Source organism: Paenibacillus sp. SYP-B3998, assembly GCF_010820665.1.
GTDB lineage: Bacteria > Bacillota > Bacilli > Paenibacillales > NBRC-103111 > Paenibacillus_E.
Genome location: NZ_JAAIKC010000016.1, coordinates 59,182 through 75,805 on the forward strand (window position 1 = coordinate 59,182; position 16,624 = coordinate 75,805).

At 46.8% G+C, this 16,624-nt stretch carries 12 protein-coding genes and 1 pseudogene; 3 read left to right on the forward strand and 10 right to left on the reverse strand.

Annotation, left to right across the window (positions count from 1 at the left end; all coding sequences use genetic code 11):
• Positions 1-313: 313 nt before the first annotated feature.
• A complete protein-coding gene (locus GK047_RS30450; RefSeq protein ID WP_346010390.1) occupies positions 314-2,986 on the reverse strand; it encodes a beta-1,3-glucanase family protein in 2,673 nt (890 codons plus the stop codon).
• Between the two features lie 146 nt (positions 2,987-3,132).
• Positions 3,133-3,573 carry an S-layer homology domain-containing protein gene (locus GK047_RS25660; RefSeq protein WP_205516983.1) on the reverse strand — a complete coding sequence of 147 codons (441 nt, stop codon included), beginning with the start codon at positions 3,571-3,573 and terminating at the stop codon, positions 3,133-3,135.
• Between the two features lie 568 nt (positions 3,574-4,141).
• On the opposite strand from GK047_RS25660, the gene GK047_RS25665 reads away from it, so the two are divergent.
• Together GK047_RS25665 and GK047_RS25670 are read left to right on the forward strand one after the other, a co-directional pair.
• Positions 4,142-6,022, forward strand: coding sequence for a cellulase family glycosylhydrolase (locus tag GK047_RS25665; RefSeq protein WP_163953094.1), 1,881 nt, complete (start codon positions 4,142-4,144; stop codon positions 6,020-6,022).
• 118 nt (positions 6,023-6,140) lie between these two features.
• A complete protein-coding gene (locus tag GK047_RS25670; RefSeq protein ID WP_163953096.1) occupies positions 6,141-8,570 on the forward strand; it encodes a glycoside hydrolase family 6 protein in 2,430 nt (809 codons plus the stop codon).
• A 327-nt stretch (positions 8,571-8,897) separates the two neighbouring features.
• Here GK047_RS25670 and GK047_RS29880 read toward each other — a convergent pair whose 3' ends face one another.
• The gene (locus GK047_RS29880) at positions 8,898-9,125 is read right to left on the reverse strand and encodes a peptide ligase PGM1-related protein (protein WP_346010392.1); all 228 of its coding nucleotides are present in this window, start codon (positions 9,123-9,125) and stop codon (positions 8,898-8,900) included.
• 116 nt (positions 9,126-9,241) lie between these two features.
• On the opposite strand from GK047_RS29880, the gene GK047_RS25680 reads away from it, so the two are divergent.
• A complete protein-coding gene (locus GK047_RS25680) occupies positions 9,242-9,385 on the forward strand; it encodes a hypothetical protein (RefSeq protein WP_240344247.1) in 144 nt (47 codons plus the stop codon).
• On the opposite strand, the gene GK047_RS25685 is transcribed toward GK047_RS25680, so the two are convergent.
• From GK047_RS25685 to GK047_RS25715, 7 genes and pseudogenes are all read right to left on the reverse strand, one after another.
• Positions 9,336-12,002, reverse strand: coding sequence for a hypothetical protein (locus GK047_RS25685; protein ID WP_163953100.1), 2,667 nt, complete (start codon positions 12,000-12,002; stop codon positions 9,336-9,338). The two genes, GK047_RS25680 and GK047_RS25685, sit on opposite strands and share 50 nt — an antisense overlap.
• Positions 12,003-12,230: 228 nt before the next feature.
• Positions 12,231-12,389, reverse strand: coding sequence for a hypothetical protein (locus GK047_RS25690; RefSeq protein ID WP_163953102.1), 159 nt, complete (start codon positions 12,387-12,389; stop codon positions 12,231-12,233).
• A gap of 43 nt (positions 12,390-12,432) precedes the next feature.
• Complete coding sequence (locus tag GK047_RS25695; RefSeq protein ID WP_163953104.1) at positions 12,433-12,603, reverse strand: hypothetical protein; 171 nt, start codon at positions 12,601-12,603, stop codon at positions 12,433-12,435.
• Positions 12,569-13,753 carry a BtrH N-terminal domain-containing protein gene (locus GK047_RS25700; RefSeq protein ID WP_163953106.1) on the reverse strand — a complete coding sequence of 395 codons (1,185 nt, stop codon included), beginning with the start codon at positions 13,751-13,753 and terminating at the stop codon, positions 12,569-12,571. Before GK047_RS25700 ends, GK047_RS25695 begins: the two co-directional genes overlap by 35 nt.
• A gap of 154 nt (positions 13,754-13,907) precedes the next feature.
• Positions 13,908-14,009, reverse strand: a pseudogene (locus GK047_RS30455) (ATP-binding cassette domain-containing protein); the annotation flags it as partial.
• Between the two features lie 54 nt (positions 14,010-14,063).
• Positions 14,064-14,324: an acyl carrier protein gene (locus tag GK047_RS25710; RefSeq protein WP_163953108.1), complete on the reverse strand. Its 261-nt coding sequence runs from the start codon at positions 14,322-14,324 to the stop codon at positions 14,064-14,066.
• A gap of 69 nt (positions 14,325-14,393) precedes the next feature.
• Positions 14,394-16,541: a glycoside hydrolase family 9 protein gene (locus GK047_RS25715; RefSeq protein WP_163953110.1), complete on the reverse strand. Its 2,148-nt coding sequence runs from the start codon at positions 16,539-16,541 to the stop codon at positions 14,394-14,396.
• Positions 16,542-16,624: the final 83 nt, after the last annotated feature.

A 16,624-nucleotide genomic window follows, 5' to 3' on the forward strand; every position in this document is an offset into this window, starting at 1 on the left:
CCAAAACACTCCCCCATCTTAGAAAAGAGGTATCTCTTTCCTACATTTTTTGTCCGTTTTTATGATTTTGTTGTACAGTTTTCACATTGGACCCCAAACGGTTAATTTTCTTGTTGCTTGCCATAAGTTTCTTTGTGGCATTTTTCAGATTTACTTGTCTGATTTTTAACCTTTTCTTTGTTTCCTCCAGGGTAATCGCTTACGAATTGCGCGCGACCAAGCCCACAAAAAAGAGGCAAGAATTCATATTCCTACCTCTGAAGCGTTCTAACAAACGAGAGAAGATCGATGATCAGCCAAGAGTAATGCTACATTACCATCCAACCCTAATAATTAATCCTTTCGGATTGCCAACTTCCAGATAAGCAGCTTGATTGTTGACATCGTCATAAGCAAAGCCATAGGCTAATCCATTAATACCGTAAGTATGCCAAAATTTTGAATAGTAATTGGCTGGAGCAGCTTGATAATAATTGCCAACATTATTCCAATTGCTATCTGTAAAGACATGTCTATTGATTGCAGCACAAGTTTGAGCATTGGTTAAAGCTCCATCGCATCTGAGAATATCCTGTGTGGAATAGCTGGAATAACCGGAAAAGTAAGTAGAATTAGCGCCGCCTGGGGCAAAAGAACCGTGAATTGGAGCAATAACCCGGTAAGGAGCTTGAACGGTGCCTAGCGATTTAAATGCAGAAGGCATTTCATTGGCGAATTTAGCAAATAAGCCGGAACGGGTTTCAACTTCCAATTCGCCAACGGTATGGTCGTAATTTCCGGCTGCATTGACTAGTCTGTGTTGAACAGGGAAGCCGAACATATCAACCCTTGTCGTGTTTCCATGATATCCAGTTGCGTCAACTGTAAATTCGATAAAGTCAAAATATACATTCAAATTCGGGTCTGCGGGGTTATTAATATCGGGTCCGGCAAATCCGCTATCATACGTTTTAATGTAACATTCAGTGGCTACACAAAGGAACATTCTACCTGATGTTATTCTCGGCATACTTACCCACGATGCATCACTTATTTTGTGATAGAAGTTTGCATAGTTAACGCCATTTTTCGTTAAATGTCCGGGTGCATCATTAAGTGCCAGTGAAACAGGCTGTAAATTTCCATTTATATCCAAATAACTCCATTTTCCATTTGTGGGATTTATCCCAAGAACCCCCCAATAGACCTGACTATCCGGATAAGCTCCGTTTGTTCCGTTCATAACCTTAAGCGATATTACACCGCTTCCGCTTGGCGCTGGTATTGAAGAGCCCGGTATGGAGTATATGGAAGGCGATGATGGTGTTGAAGCAGTCGTGAAGTCCAACCAGTTGATATTAAAGCCGCCAGAAGATGCATATACCCGCAGTGTTTGGTTGCCCGCCGGCAATGTAACAGTTGCATTCACGGTTTGCCACGATTGCCATCCGCCAGTATTTGGAGCATTTGCCGTCGTTAACACTTGGCCAGAAGCATTTCTTATTTGAAGCTGACCTGTCGCATTGGGGCTGGCTACTCTGAATCCAACGGTATAAGTCCCTGCGTTTTGGACATTTACATCATAATCCATCCAACTCTCTGTATGAATCCACCCTACATTCAAGCCTCCTCCTGTATCAGTTGTTGTCTCTGTCTGAACGTCAAATTTAGCGCTGTAGCTTTCAGCTTCAATCTTCCCAGGAATAACTCCGCCACTTGATGTATCTTTCAAAGACTCACCGGTAAACGGATTGTACCGAGCGATGGCAATGATAAGCCATCCGGTGCTTGAAACACAGTTTTCCTGGTTCATTTTCCAATAGTTATTGTTCGAACCTTTTAGAGAGTAAGGCAATCCACCAAGTAAAGATCCGCTCGTACCTTGTTTTTTGATTAATTCATCCAAAATGGCGTTTGCCTTGGCCATATTGCCGTTCATGAAATGTGCCGTGGACATGAATGTGGAACCTTCGAACCAAATATCCGAGCATTTATTACCGTTCGGCTGTCCGGTTGGCGTCAATGCTGCGGCACAATCATATTGCCAATCGAAATCATAAGCAGTCATCATGTTGATGCCATCATAATCTAACGTATGTACATATTTAGGATCTGTTGTAGTTCCTGTACCGTTGGCATTATCGACATAAGCAAGCGACTTTTTATAATCCCTTGTTCCTGTTAAGCCTAATGAAAGGACGCCCCAAGGGTTAACATCCAATGGCACACTTGGATCAAGCAGATTCGTATTGTTTTTCCATCCGCCGTTCCATCGTTTAAGTGTGTCGTTCCATACGACGTTATCTAAGAAATTTTTAACTCCGGTAGCTGCACTGTTGTAGGTCGTCGTACGATCTTGGAACACATTTGCATAATATTTCAACACATTGTACATGTCTTGGTTATGCTCAGTGGAAGTCCATACTTCATCAGTCCATGTATTAGGAACATCCCATTGCGTCCTGCCTCCCGAAATACCGCCATTCGCTTTCTGAAATGTAACTGCCCAATCCAGTGCTTTCTTAGCATTAGGTTGGAAGCGCGTATCCCCATATTTCTTCTCATAGGTCATATAGGCCATAACCATCCAGGCCACTGGACCAACATGTTTGCGGATTTCTTCGCCGAAACCGTTGTTCCACCAGTAAGAGTTAATCCATGATCCATCAGAATCTTGGAATTGAGACATTTTGGTTAAAACTTTTTCCGCTCTGACGCGATCATCCTTGAGCATGAACGAAATCGCCGCTACACCCTGATCATAAGTGTAAGCAATTTGTCTGCGATTCGTCGCATCCCACCAATCGTCAAAACTATCCACCATACCATCGCCTGCTGTACCTATAGTTAGATCCTGCTGCGCCTTTAACCAAGAGTAAGCCCTATCAGAGGCCAAAGCATAATCTGCCGCAGCACTTACACTTGCCAAAGGAACTATCAATTGGACGAGCATCATCATAGCCAAAAGAACAACAGAGATGCATTTAAACTTCTTTTTAATAAACATATACACGCTCCTTATCAAGATAAATACAGTGCATTTGCCTTATCTATACCTCCATAACCTGAGACCTTGATTTATTACCGAAAATCGGTTTATAGCAAATCCCTCACCCCCATTCAGAATGTCCAATTGTGATCGTTGACGCAAACTCATAGATATAGGGTGCACCGGTCACAGTCCACATTGATAAGCTTGCCCAGATCTGCATTCGCAGTCTTTTCAGGTCTATAGGTGTGATATTCGAAACCTTCTATGTATCCTTTCGCGACAAGGGCCTGAATCGCTGCAGTTGCTTCCTTGCACACGTTATCAGGATCAATAAAATTGGATACGCTTCCAAAACGATCTTTATGAAAGTGATAGACAGCTTCCAAAGCTATCGTCGCTTCGGCTCTGCTTAGAGGATCCGCTGCAAGTGATTTGTTCTCTGCATCCAGTTGGAAATAACCTGCGGCTAAAGCTTTGCGCAATGTAATATCCTCATACCCTTGAAGAATCCCCAACTCGTTCCAACGAAGGATCTGTTCCGCAGCCCAATGATTGGATGCCAAATCACTAAATGCATGAGTCGGTTCATGTACCAATGTCAATTCAAGCAGCTTGTTGCTCGAATTGCTTTTCAATAATAGCAAACAAAATATGGGATAGTCCTAGATCTTGACTATATTGTAAAACAGCCGAGCTTTCATTGTTAGGCCGCATTTTTCAGGTATGGTAGTAATTTTTCTAAGTATGTGTATATTTAGTATCCATGTACTTGTACTGATACATATGGAGTCTTTTTCCTATGCATTATTTCATCTGCCCCCCCTGAAAAGGGTTATAAAAGTGTTAATACGGTAACCAAAATTATAGCGTTAGTAGGTCTATCTTTCCTATAATGGGCTCACACTCAAATAAATGATACTCCAATCCACAGCATCCCCTTCTTGTACTACTCAAGTCTACTCACCCATTCCGATTTCTTTTTGAAGTCGTCATTGAACAATCGATTCCCCCCTTTCCAAAAGAGACCATAGCGACAGCTCATGTTTGTTTTGCCATTCCGATTGAAAGGAAGTGATAAAAGAAACATTTCGGCTGGAAAGGAGGCGATCCAAATGTAGAACCTGTGAAAATTCCCTTGATCCTATTATTAAATAGAGAGGTTGGGAACAGATGAAAAGAAAAGTATGGAGATTCGCGCTAATTATTTCTCTTATTGTAGGTGCATTGGGCTCTGGGTTCCAGGTATCCGCGGACGGTCCGAATTATTATCACACCAACGGTAACCGGATTGTGGATTCTGGCGGCAAGGCCGCCACTTTTAACGGTGTTAGCTGGTTTGGATTTGAGACGTCGAATTTCACGCCGCACGGATTGTGGACTCGTTCGATGGACAGCTTACTCGATCAACTGAAGGATAAAGGGTACAATCTGCTGCGTATCCCTTACACCAATGAGATGTTTCTGCCAAGTAAGATGCCTAACGGCATCGATTATTCGAAAAACCCCGATCTGCAGGGGCTGACGCCTATACAAATCCTCGACAAACTGATTGAAAAGGCGGGCACAAGGAAAATGAAGGTGTTCCTGGACCGCCATCGTCCGACATCCGCTGAACAAACGGAACTGTGGTACACTTCAACAGTTTCAGAGACGACCTGGGTGGAAGACTGGAAGATGCTTGCGCAGCGTTATACGGGCAACGATACGGTAATCGGGGCAGATCTGCATAACGAGCCTCACGGAAACGCTTGTTGGGGCTGCGGAGATTCGACTCGCGATTGGCGTTTGGCCGCCGAACGTGCCGGCAATGCCATATTAAGCGTTAACTCGAATTGGCTGATCATCGTCGAAGGCGTAAGTTCTAATGTCCAGGGTCAAACCGGCAACTACTGGTGGGGCGGCAACCTGAAAGGGGTGCAGAATGATCCGGTACGCTTAACTATAGCGAATCGTATCGTATATTCTCCCCACGATTACGGTCCTGGAGTAGCCAGTCAACCTTGGTTCTCTGATCCGACATTCCCTAATAACATGCCAAACATTTGGGATACGTATTGGGGATACATTCACAAAAACAACATTGCGCCGATTCTCGTCGGCGAATTCGGCGGTCGAAGCGTCGATACGACGTCCACGGAAGGCAAATGGCAAAATGCGTTGGTCGATTATATTAAAGTGAACGACTTGTATTGGACGTATTGGTGCATCAATCCGAATAGCGGTGATACCGGCGGACTGTTGCAGGATGATTGGGTCACCTGGAATCAACCGAAACAAGACATGCTTAACCGTCTGATGGAAGCGCTCCCTAATCCGGTGATTCCATCGGTTCCGACGAGCTTGGTCGCTACGTCTGGCAACGCGCAAACCACGCTGAACTGGACAGCTTCGACCAGTGCGACAAGCTACAACGTCAAACGTGCAACGACAAGCGGCGGTCCGTATACGGCGGTGGCGACCGGGGTTAGTGGAACGAGCTACGCCAACACCGGCTTGACCAATGGCACGACTTACTATTACGTCGTAAGCGCAGTGAATATCGCAGGAGAAAGCCCGAACTCCTCGCAAGTGAGCGTGACGCCGCAGGGAACGCCGCCTACAAGCTATCTGGCGGTGCAGTACCGAGCAGCGGACACGAACATCAATGACAACCAGATCAAGCCTCATTTCAACATCAAGAATAACGGTACAACCGCCGTTAATTTAAGCGACCTCAGCATCCGTTACTACTTTACGAAAGATGGCACTCAAGCGATGAACTCATGGATCGATTGGGCGCAGGTCGGCGGCGCTAATATCCAAAGAACGTTCGTCAGCACGACCGGTACCAATACGGACACGTATGTCGAGCTCAGCTTTACCTCAGGAGTCGGGTCGATTCCGGCAGGCGGACAGTCCGGTGATATCCAACTTCGAATGTCCAAAACTGATTGGTCGAACTTTAACGAATCGAACGACTACTCGTTCGATGGAGCGAAGACGTCGTATACGAACTGGGACAAAGTGACGCTCTTTCAGAACGGCACTCTTGTCTGGGGGATTCAGCCTTAAACCATTATCCTCAACATTCTAAGGACGTTCGATACCCCGGGCGGACAGTTCGGCAATATTTGCACCAGATAGCAAGATCAATTGGTAGAATTTGAGCGAATACAAAGGAGTTGAAACAATGACAATTGCTCTACCTAAACCTAAAAGCACCTCGATCCTTATCCTGATCTTAGCGCTGGTTATAAACATTCTCATACCTTTTGGAAGCAATAACAGCTTTGCAGCTGAAGCACACGTTAATAACCCGTTCCTGGGTGCGACAGCGTATGTGAGCCCCGACTACGCTGCATTGATCGATACGTCGATCGCGCAGGTTAGCGACAGCACACTGATTGCGAAGATGCAGATGGTCAAGTCGTACCCGACAGCCGTATGGCTTGACCGTATTGCGGCGATTCAAGGTGGTGCGGCGAACGGAGGACGCAAGAGCCTGTCAGAGACTATGGATGCTGTGCTAGCGCAAAAGAACAGTAGCACACCGATCACTACAACGTTCGTCATCTATGACTTGCCGGGTCGAGACTGCCATGCTTTGGCATCGAACGGAGAGCTTCCGCTAACTCAGGCGGGTCTGCAGACGTACAAGACACAATACATCGACGCGATCGCCAGTGTGTTCTCCGACTCGAAATACCAAAACATCCGGATTGTAACGGTGATCGAACCGGACTCATTGCCGAACCTCGTAACGAACTTGAGTGATCCGGAGTGTGCACAGGCAAACTCTACTAACATCTACCGGGATGCGACACAATATGCACTGAATAAGCTCCATGCGATCCCGAACGTGTACACCTACATGGACATCGGGCACTCCGGTTGGCTTGGCTGGGATTCTAACCGTCAGTCTGCTATTGACCTCTTTACCAATGTGGTAACGGGGACTACGGCCGGGCTGGCAAGCGTCGACGGCTTCATCACCGACACGGCGAACACCACCCCGTTAGATGAGCCCTTCCTGTCTGATCCGAACTTGACAATCAGCGGGCAGCAGCTAAGGTCCGCGAATTACTATCAGTGGAATCCGTACTTCGATGAGGCGGACTTTACAGCGGCGTTATACGCCGGTTTCGTGGCGAATGGCTGGCCGACCAGCCTTGGCTTCCTGATCGACACCTCACGCAACGGATGGGGTGGGCCGGGCCGGCCGACCGGGGCGAACGGCACTAACGTTAACGACTATGCCAATTCCGGGCGTATCGACAAGCGTTTTCACCGCGGAAATTGGTGTAACCCTTCCGGTGCAGGTATGGGGCAACCGCCGACGGTAGCGCCCGCAGGATACCCAGCATCGCACCTCGACGCGTTCGTGTGGGTGAAGCCACCAGGCGAGTCGGATGGCTCAAGCTCATACATTCCGAATAATGAGGGCAAGGGTTTTGACAGAATGTGTGATCCGACTTACACGAACGAAAATGGCTCGCCGACGGGCGCGTTGCCGGGTGCTCCGTTATCAGGCCACTGGTTCCACAACCAGTTCGTACAGCTCGTACAGAATGCCTATCCGGCAATCCCTGGCAACGGCAACAATCCGACGGTTCCAGCGGCTCCGACCGTCTTGACAGCAACAGCTGGCAACGCGCAAGTCGAGCTGAGCTGGATAGCTTCGAACGGTGCGACGAGCTACAACGTCAAACGCGCAACGACAAGCGGTGGTCCGTATACGACGGTGGCGACCGGGATTAGCGGAACGAGCTACACCAACACCGGCTTGACCAACGGCACGACTTACTATTACGTCGTAAGCGCAGCGAATAGTGCAGGAGAAAGCCTGAATTCCGCACAAGTGAGCGCGATGCCTCAGTCCGGCGTAACGATGCCAGCTACACCGACTGGCCTAATCGCTACGCCGGGCAATACGCAAGCAGCGCTAAGCTGGACAGCTTCGAACGGTGCGACGAGCTACAACGTCAATCGCGCAACAACAAGTAGCGGTCCCTATACGACGGTGGCGACCGGGATTAGCGGAACGAGCTACACCAACACCGGCTTGACCAACGGCACGACTTACTATTACGTCGTAAGCGCAGTGAATATCGCAGGAGAAAGCCCGAACTCCTCGCAAGTGAGCGTGACGCCGCAGGGAACGCCGCCTACGAGCAATCTGTCGGTGCAGTACCGAGCAGCGGACACGAACATCAATGACAACCAGATCAAGCCTCATTTCAACATCAAGAATAACGGTACAACCGCCGTTCTTTTAAGCGACCTCAGCATCCGTTACTACTTTACGAAAGATGGCACTCAAGCGATGAACTCATGGGTCGATTGGGCGCAGGTCGGCGGTGCTAATATCCAAAGAACGTTCGTCAGCACGACTGGCACCAATTCGGACACGTATGTCGAGCTCAGTTTTACCTCAGGAGCCGGGTCGATTCCGGCAGGCGGACAGTCCGGCGATATCCAACTCCGGATGTCCAAAACCGATTGGTCGAACTTTAACGAATCGAACGACTACTCGTTCGATGGAACGAAGACGTCGTATACGAACTGGGACAAAGTGACGCTCTTCCAGAACGGCACTCTTGTCTGGGGGATTCAGCCTTAATATCCATGAAACACTTCGCTCCTAAATTTGTAACCTTATAAGCTGTTTCCTGTGTATTAGACAGGAGACAGCTTTCTTAGTTATCGTTATAGTCGGTGTTCGCTATATTATTGTATATACTCCTCAATTCGTCTCTGTGCCAACGCGGGGTATGACAACCGTTCCCCATTTTTGGTTTAGTGTCTGAGCTTAACCAAGCGATCACCTACCGTTGATCTTCAAATACGCGTTGATTCCGCACCTAGAGAAACCAAGTTATGTGTAAAAAGGCACAGTACAATCAGTGAAGAACTGATCGAACTATGCCGTATAATTTGTTACTAACCGTTATACCGTGATCCGATGGGACAATCGATCGATGAAATGCTCCAAGCGGGAGCTCAAGGCTTCGATGTTTGCCCAACCTTTGGATGCAAGAAGTGTAAACAAGCGTCCCGTGTAAGCTGATCCGCCTTCATCCTGCTGTGAAGGCAGCGTTCCAGATGTATAAACAATAATGCCTTCTTCAGTGACAGGGTCGTAGAGCAGTCCCTCCTGTATTAACAGGCTGCACACCTCTGTCAAATCGCATGACTTATCCAATATCCATTTAAAATACCGTGAAAACAATTTGACGTCGCGACATCTTCCTCTGTGACGGTGGCTCGAATCAGCATGCTTCAACTGCCTTTTTGGGACGATATGTAAGAAATAATTTCCCGATGCACCTGTTTGGAAAAGAAGGCGATCAAGAAGAGGTAGATGTCGTAGGTTCACTCTGTACCCCTACTGATGTCTTGGGGCAAAAGGTGATGCTTGCCTGGGCCGATCTCTAAACCCCTGATAATTTCCATCATGAAAAACAACGGCGTCGTTGTAAAACAGCGGATTTGTTTCAAAGGCATTCATCCATGTGATGATCTCTGTCTCTACCTGATCATCATTGAAAGCCACGATTAGCAGGAGTCGCTCGCTGTAATATGGATGACGGCGTTTAATAAAAGTAAAGTACGTCCCGACAAACATCTGCTCGCGGTAAATAAGCTTTTCTTCATCCATATAGATGCCTAATGTATCTAGTAGCTTTTCTTGTTTCTTACTCTTGCTCCTGACGTCAATAATAATTACATGGTTCGTATGACTTGAACTCTCCTTCTCCCAATCCAATGCTTGCTCATTGATTGCCTCATATTTGTAATAAATGTAGCGGTCTTTGATCGGATTCTGCAGCAAATAGACAAGCTTGCTAACCAAGCTCCGCTTGCTTGGAATACCGCCTTCAGGTTTTACGATCGTACAAGCGCTCAAATAGATTTGTTTAATCCCCATTTGTTCCTCATCTACACCGATGGTATGATACTTTCCTTCAAACTCTTGTTCGGTCATAGGAATGACCTCCACCATATATTTATCAGGCTGCCAGCTTACCCAAAGTTTGCAGTAAGGCGTTAGATCCACTCGATGAACGGCGCTATTCACCGCAATTTCTATCGTAGGAGCGAGGATCATCTTCTCCCTGCTAAGAAGTAAACTGAAGCATTCGATATTGTGCATTTCAATTTCTATTCGATTAGGGGCCATCTTCTTTGCCCAAATCTTTGACGGCTCTTCCAAATTGTCAATTGCCTCTACCTTAAGCCAATAGGTTTTGTTGTATCCCGGTTCAAGAGGGGAAAGCTTAAGCTCTTCTGGATAAGGATCTCGCTGCTCGGCAATCAGCTTGTGGAGCAATACTTTGGAATTCAATATCGCATTGAACTCGTTATGCATAAAACCGTGAACTATACGAGTTGTTGACTTGGGTAGCCTTTTTAAAAAGTGCATGAATCGCGTAGAGTTAAAAAACCAGTGTTCAGTGCTCATCAACCCCAAAACAGTCATATTGCTCATGTTATCGACCTGTGCGTACTCAGGCTCATTAATACTTAACCGCATATCGCCAATGACGCTGGCGATTCCAGCAAATGTATCCGGCACTTGCATCGCGATGCGAAGTGTTTTCGTAGCGCCTGTACAGAAACCGATCAAATGAATGCGGTTCCGATTCACGTTGTAGGTCTCTGTAAGTCTATTGATCATACGAATGACGTTAACGTCATCGACATAATTCAACCTGCCAATCCCGACGATGTTGATAATAAAAGCATCCGAAATAGAGCTATGTTTCACCCATGGAAGATTTACTGGATAAGATCGAGCTAGCGCATCATGAAAATAAACGACCAGCGGGTAGGAGGATTCCGGGTTATAGTCGTCCGGCATATACACCGTGTAAGCAGCAAGTCGATCTCCGTTTGGCTGGGGTTCATAAACGGTGAAACTCGATCCAAACACCTCCCGATACGTCATCTTGACCTCCTTCTCTGAAGTGCTGGCGTATCGAATGAATTTCTCAAGGACTTGAAAAAGAGTAAGGTAACAAGTATTCGGCACATACTGATGCAAGGCCTTGAAGGCCTCAGGCAGAGCCACCATCTCCCTGATGGTCGTGATCACAGACTGATCGCTATCCTTCCGCTTCTCCACTTGCTGTATAACCTGGTCTATGCGGCTCTGAAATTCACCGTAATACACGTAGGCCTCGCCTACCTTGGCAGTGTCTCCCGCTCCTTCGGCGCGTATGCGGAGCAGGCCGTTAAAGTCGTCCTGCCATGGAAAGATCGCAACCGAGGAAGCAGCTAGTTCTTTAGCCTGCAATAGATTTCCTGCCGCATTGAAGATGCTGACATGAACAATTTCAGTTTGACGATCCACATATTGAGGAAGAACGATCAAGTGTAGTTCCTCATTGGGCATGTAAAATACACGTTCTGGGAAGAGGCTGTAGGATTGCTTATAGGCGTCCAATAAATCCTCATCTTTAAAGCCCTTCCCATTATCCTCTAAACAATCAACCGGATTGAGCTTAACGATGATTTCCTGATTAGACAAAGGCACTCTCAAGGCAAGGGGGCATTCGAACAATACCGTATTGCTTCCTTCGCGAAACCGGTACAAGAAGAAGTAGTCTTTAATCAAATAATCGTGATTCCCTGTTACGACAAGCTGTCCATTGATCCACATCCGGATTGGCGAAGGAAAATAGGTAATCACATTGACTAGAATATCTTGCTCTTTCTGGCAATACACTGTGTTTAACCCATACATGTATTTATCCGGTTCAATCGTAAATAGGTTTTGGGGCGTATTCACTTCTTGATAGCGATTAATCATTTCAGAAATGTACTGTCGCCAATTCTCTTCTATTTCCTTCCGAGGGAGCATAACAAGCTCGTTAAAGTACAGCAATCGAGCTTCCGTGTCCAGATAAGGATCGACTCCCATTTGATTGACACCATTCGTAAATGCGCTTCGCACCAGCCACCGGCTTAGCGCATTTGGGATGTCTCCAGCAAATGTGATCGGGCAGTGGCTGTTGGACACCAACTTTTCCAGATACGCCTGCAATTCCATTCCTTTACCTCGCTTTCTCCTTAGTTAATGAACGATTGGTTACACAACGACAGTAAGACCTTCTCATCTCCTCCAGATAAAATAGGTCTGTATCATCCTCAGGCCGGCCCAGCACCCACCCTAGCCAAGCCATCGCGCCATTTACATCATCCCTGGTGATACCCGTGTATATGTATCTATCCGTGATCACGATCTTGTTCTTCCAAATTGATGGCCAAAGAATGCGTTTCATATCGAAAAGCGGGTGATCAAGTCCTTATTCCACTGGCACACGAGTTGAGCGTTAGAAGCATCAACAACCTGCTCCAAATAGTCGGTATTTGCAGGTTTGATGGCGTTCGACATGCCAATAAAGCCTTCATATTGATTCAGGATTGGGAAGAACACTCTCGTATACTCCAGTGCATAGTAGGCCTCGTTAATAATTCGATTACTCGTAAGGATGACCGTTGTGCCAATTACAAATGCGCCAAGAAATACTCTTTGGGCAGAAGGAGTCGATGCCCAAGTCCGCCAGCATCATTTCATCCCTCAATCCATCCTCCTCGACACCTATCGCAATTTCGCTAATAGCCGCTTGAATTTGTTGTCTCACGTTCATTGTGATCATTCTCCTTTTCAGATAGGGGCAACATGCAGATTCGAAGCTGATCCACAACAAGGCTTTCAATTTCGATGATAGCTTGCAAATTACGTTCCAGATCATCGAACAATCGGGGAGCTTTGCTAATAGCCAGTTTAAGCGCTAAATTGGCGCAAATATCCCATCGTTTGGCTGATTCTCTTAGTTGATCGCCCAGGATGATCACAGCCTCTTGCGGCAGCAGGTCGGCGATTTCCTCAACAAAGACAAGGAATCGATTCCGCCCTCGCGCTACCCTTTTGAGACACGTGTTGTAATATTCCTTAAAGAAGAGAGCCACAGTCTCACCAATAGGCTGTTCTTTCCTGAGCAGCATGCTTTTCCTAAAGGCATCTATACGCCCTAGACCGCTTTCCCCAACATTATGAGGCTGTTCTCCCCTCATACGCGTGTAGCTCTCTCGGAGAACAGCTAACAGCCTGTCCTTCGTTATATGGAATTCCCGTCCCGTATCGAATTCCATCCAAAGGTGACGAATGGGTCTTCTATACTCGCCAACAACCGGACTCATGCGCGGTGTATCGGATAGTCTCGCTTGCATGAACGCTTCCATCGGAACTTTACCGTCAAAATCGCTGCTGGAAAGCAAGTACTTATCAAAAATATCGTAGGTCTTATGCTCATAGTCATAGCCTGTAATGACAACTGCATGTAGACCATGTTCTTTCAGATAAGCTCTGTGATAGCTCATATAATACAAATCCACAACAGCAGCAACAGGTTTATTCCCATCAATCAGTTCTCTCACTCGATCAGCCGCCACCTCGGGATCATCATGGATATTCAGACTTATCTGTATGCGGTCGCCATGCTTTATTGCTCCTTCTGTCTCTTGACTGCCCTTGAAATAAGTCGTCTTAGGAAAGTACGCAAACTCCAGCGATGAATTTAACTCGGATTCTGTGAACTCGACAGACGTCGAGTACCTGTACATATAGGTCGTACCCATATAACCGGTTTCTTCATTAAACATAAAAGATAGATAGTCAGCGAGCACGATATTAGGATTATGCCCTTGATGAGCCAAGCACGCCCCATAAGCAGCCGCAAAGCAATCGTTGATATATGTCTCATAATATCTCGGCACATTTTCAACTGAATTTCTCATGTCTTACATCCTTTCACCCCTTATTTATACCTTTCATTGACAATTTTAATTCTGCCGTCTGTCTCTTGCGCTACCGTTCCATTGCTCTTCATATAAGTAGCCAGTACATCTCGTAATAAGGCACCACGACTGGATCAGCTTGGCATCTTTGAATTGGAGAGAGGCCTCCAATAGAGATCGCTCCCGAAGTAGGCACCAAAATGCCGATCAACATTTTCACTGTAGAAGACTTGCCCGCTCCATTCGAACCGATGAAACTCCTTAACTAAATCGCTCACTTCAATTAAAGCCATTTCCACTTCCTCCTGCCCTAAATCAAAGTGTGCTCCCCTGTCTTTTGCTCCACCATGTGAATCAACTTGTCCAGTGTATTTAAATTGTCAAGCAACAGCTCTTCATCGTTAAAAACAATCGAGAATTCCTCCTCAATATTCACGACAATTTCCATGCAATTAATAGAGTCCAAGCCAATTCTACTCAGTGATTCCTCTCTGGACAGGCGTTTGACATGATCAACCTCTAGTCGAAAAACCATAGCAATGATCTCAACAATCTTGTCGTAAATCATCATAATCACTCACTCCTTGTTAACTCGCCTTATTTTACGATTGGGGATGATTGTGGACATACTTAACTAGGCTTATGGCTGAAGTATACTTTGGATGAAGACGGCAAAGTCCGCTCTAGTGACAACAGATCCGTCCACCGCTCCCGGCGTACCTCCGAACTTCAAGGTGAGACTCTGGAGCAGATCTTTCATTACAGGAGTATCGGCTTGATATTGAGGTACAGCCGACTGAACTTCAACAGCCGATTTACCTAAAGCGCGGCTTATCAATAGAACTGCCTCGTACTGGGTGATCGACTGGGTCGGATGGAAGTATCCGTCTTCATACCCCTGAACGATATGCTTCGCATATAATACACCAATCGCTTCATGCCCTCTCGTTGTTTCCGTTACATCGTTGAAGCTTTGAGCTGAGGCATTTCCTTTACGGTCGTCCGCAGAGGGTTTCAGAGCCATCGCAATATCCCCTTTGGTAAAATAAGCAAGAGCAAACGCCACAGGAGCCGTATAATCGATTGCATGTTCATTCGTTGAATATGAATCCACAATGTCCACATAAGCCTTGGCAGGCGGTGTACTGCCACCCGCATCCTTGAGGATTTTATCAATGGCAGGGTCCCCACCGAATTTATTAGGTCCGCCTACGACAAGACCTGGGATGTAAGTATGCGTTCCCACCATAATCCGGTTATGCGGGTGCAGAGGCATTTTCGTACCAGATCCGGTCATATAGGTGTAGCCGGTTGCATTTCGGCCGAACAAATAGTGAAGCTGATCAAGTGCTCCCTGTACATAAGCTTCTTTTGGTGACAAGGTATTTGCCAGCAAGAGAACGTTTCCTTGCGCTACACTATCCTTGGCCGAGCCCCAGCCGTATTGGTCCGTGCTTAAGGCAACACGATAGCCGTCATTCGTGATCTTCTCCAGCAACGAATCAGCATAGGCAAGAATGGAGGCCTTCACCTTCTCTTTGAGGGAAGTATCCGCATATTCACTGGTAGCGTATGCGTATTGTCCGAGTAGAATACTGTTCGCCCATGATATCGGCCCAGATTTCTGTGTCAGCTGATCCGCGAAATGCTCCTTAATATAACGGTCATAATCCCTATTGCCTGTTGTTTTTAGCAGCTCTGCCACAGCCCATATACGCTCCTCGTTGTCTGTCGTTTTGCCATAGGCTCCCGAACCGCTGTCTTGATCCTTATCTGAGCGGAATTCCGGAGACGGATGCTTCTCCAGATATTGCTGCGCTTTAAGCGCATTATTCAGTAGCTCCTTCGCATAGACGGCATCAAACGGCTGGTAGATGCGTGCAGCCATCGCCATAACGCCCGCGTACTGTGCGGTTCCGTAAGTGGAAAGTCCGTACACATAACGATCCTGGGTATCCAACTCAGGTTTAATAAATCCTGGCCATCCCTTACCGGCTACCTTAAAATAGACAGCCCCGTCGCTACGTTGCATCTTCTTCATCCAATCCAGCTCGAATTTCGTTTCGGCGAGAAGGTCGGGTAGCTTGCTGTCATTCGTGGAGCCTTCGGGTAACACCATCTGTCCTTTATAAAATTTTGAAGGGGCAAACTCATAAGCAAGTAGCAGTTGGGCCGTGCTGACTGTAGCGGTTGGGATGTACTTACCGAAGTCCCCCGCATCATACCATCCGCCGCTGGCATCGATAATATCGCCTTTCTGATGAAACTCGTCCGAGAAGTACATCAATGCTTGTTTGTCCTGCGTATGCCCCGCTTGATAGGAAAGACCGGTCAGACCGTCGCGAATGGCAGTCCCGGACCTTCCAAGCGCATAGGATCGGATCGCCTGCAGCAGGGAGTTCCGATACACATCGTCTCCGATACGGAACGGATAGGAGACTCCTCCCCCCTCTATCTGCAACACATAAGTCCCAGGTTCCTTATAGGAAGAGAAATCCGCCTTTCTGACAGTGTCACCGGAATTCGAATCATTGACAGCAGCCGATAACTTCCCGCTATACACCTTCTTATTAGAATCCAAGTTGATCAATTGAAACTGGTCTGCAGCCGTCGTCTCAGTCACTAGTGCCACTTTGTCGGCACTAAGCAAATATCCAATCTGATCTACCTTCACCGTCGTACCAACCAATGTTGCTTCAGCAGCTTTCGCCGTAAGAGGCATCACGGAAGATATTGCGCCCAACGAAATTGAAAGCGATAACAATATATTTGAAAATCGTTTCCTCATGCTTCCAACCTCCTGTAAATAGGTATAGGGTGCAAGATTTAAAGTATCACTCGTGTTCCATGATTTAATTATAGATTTCCCCA

Bases quoted from the DNA above. Each gene is read 5' to 3' on its own strand.
- GK047_RS25715 (WP_163953110.1), bottom strand. From the start codon at position 16,541: ATGAGGAAACGATTTTCAAATATATTGTTATCGCTTTCAATTTCGTTG.
- GK047_RS30450 (WP_346010390.1), bottom strand. From the start codon at position 2,986: ATGTTTATTAAAAAGAAGTTTAAATGCATCTCTGTTGTTCTTTTGGCT.
- GK047_RS25710 (WP_163953108.1), bottom strand. From the start codon at position 14,324: ATGATGATTTACGACAAGATTGTTGAGATCATTGCTATGGTTTTTCGA.
- GK047_RS25685 (WP_163953100.1), bottom strand. From the start codon at position 12,002: ATGGAATTGCAGGCGTATCTGGAAAAGTTGGTGTCCAACAGCCACTGC.
- GK047_RS25695 (WP_163953104.1), bottom strand. From the start codon at position 12,603: ATGAACGTGAGACAACAAATTCAAGCGGCTATTAGCGAAATTGCGATA.
- GK047_RS25670 (WP_163953096.1), top strand. From the start codon at position 6,141: ATGACAATTGCTCTACCTAAACCTAAAAGCACCTCGATCCTTATCCTG.
- GK047_RS25665 (WP_163953094.1), top strand. From the start codon at position 4,142: ATGAAAAGAAAAGTATGGAGATTCGCGCTAATTATTTCTCTTATTGTA.
- GK047_RS25700 (WP_163953106.1), bottom strand. From the start codon at position 13,753: ATGAGAAATTCAGTTGAAAATGTGCCGAGATATTATGAGACATATATC.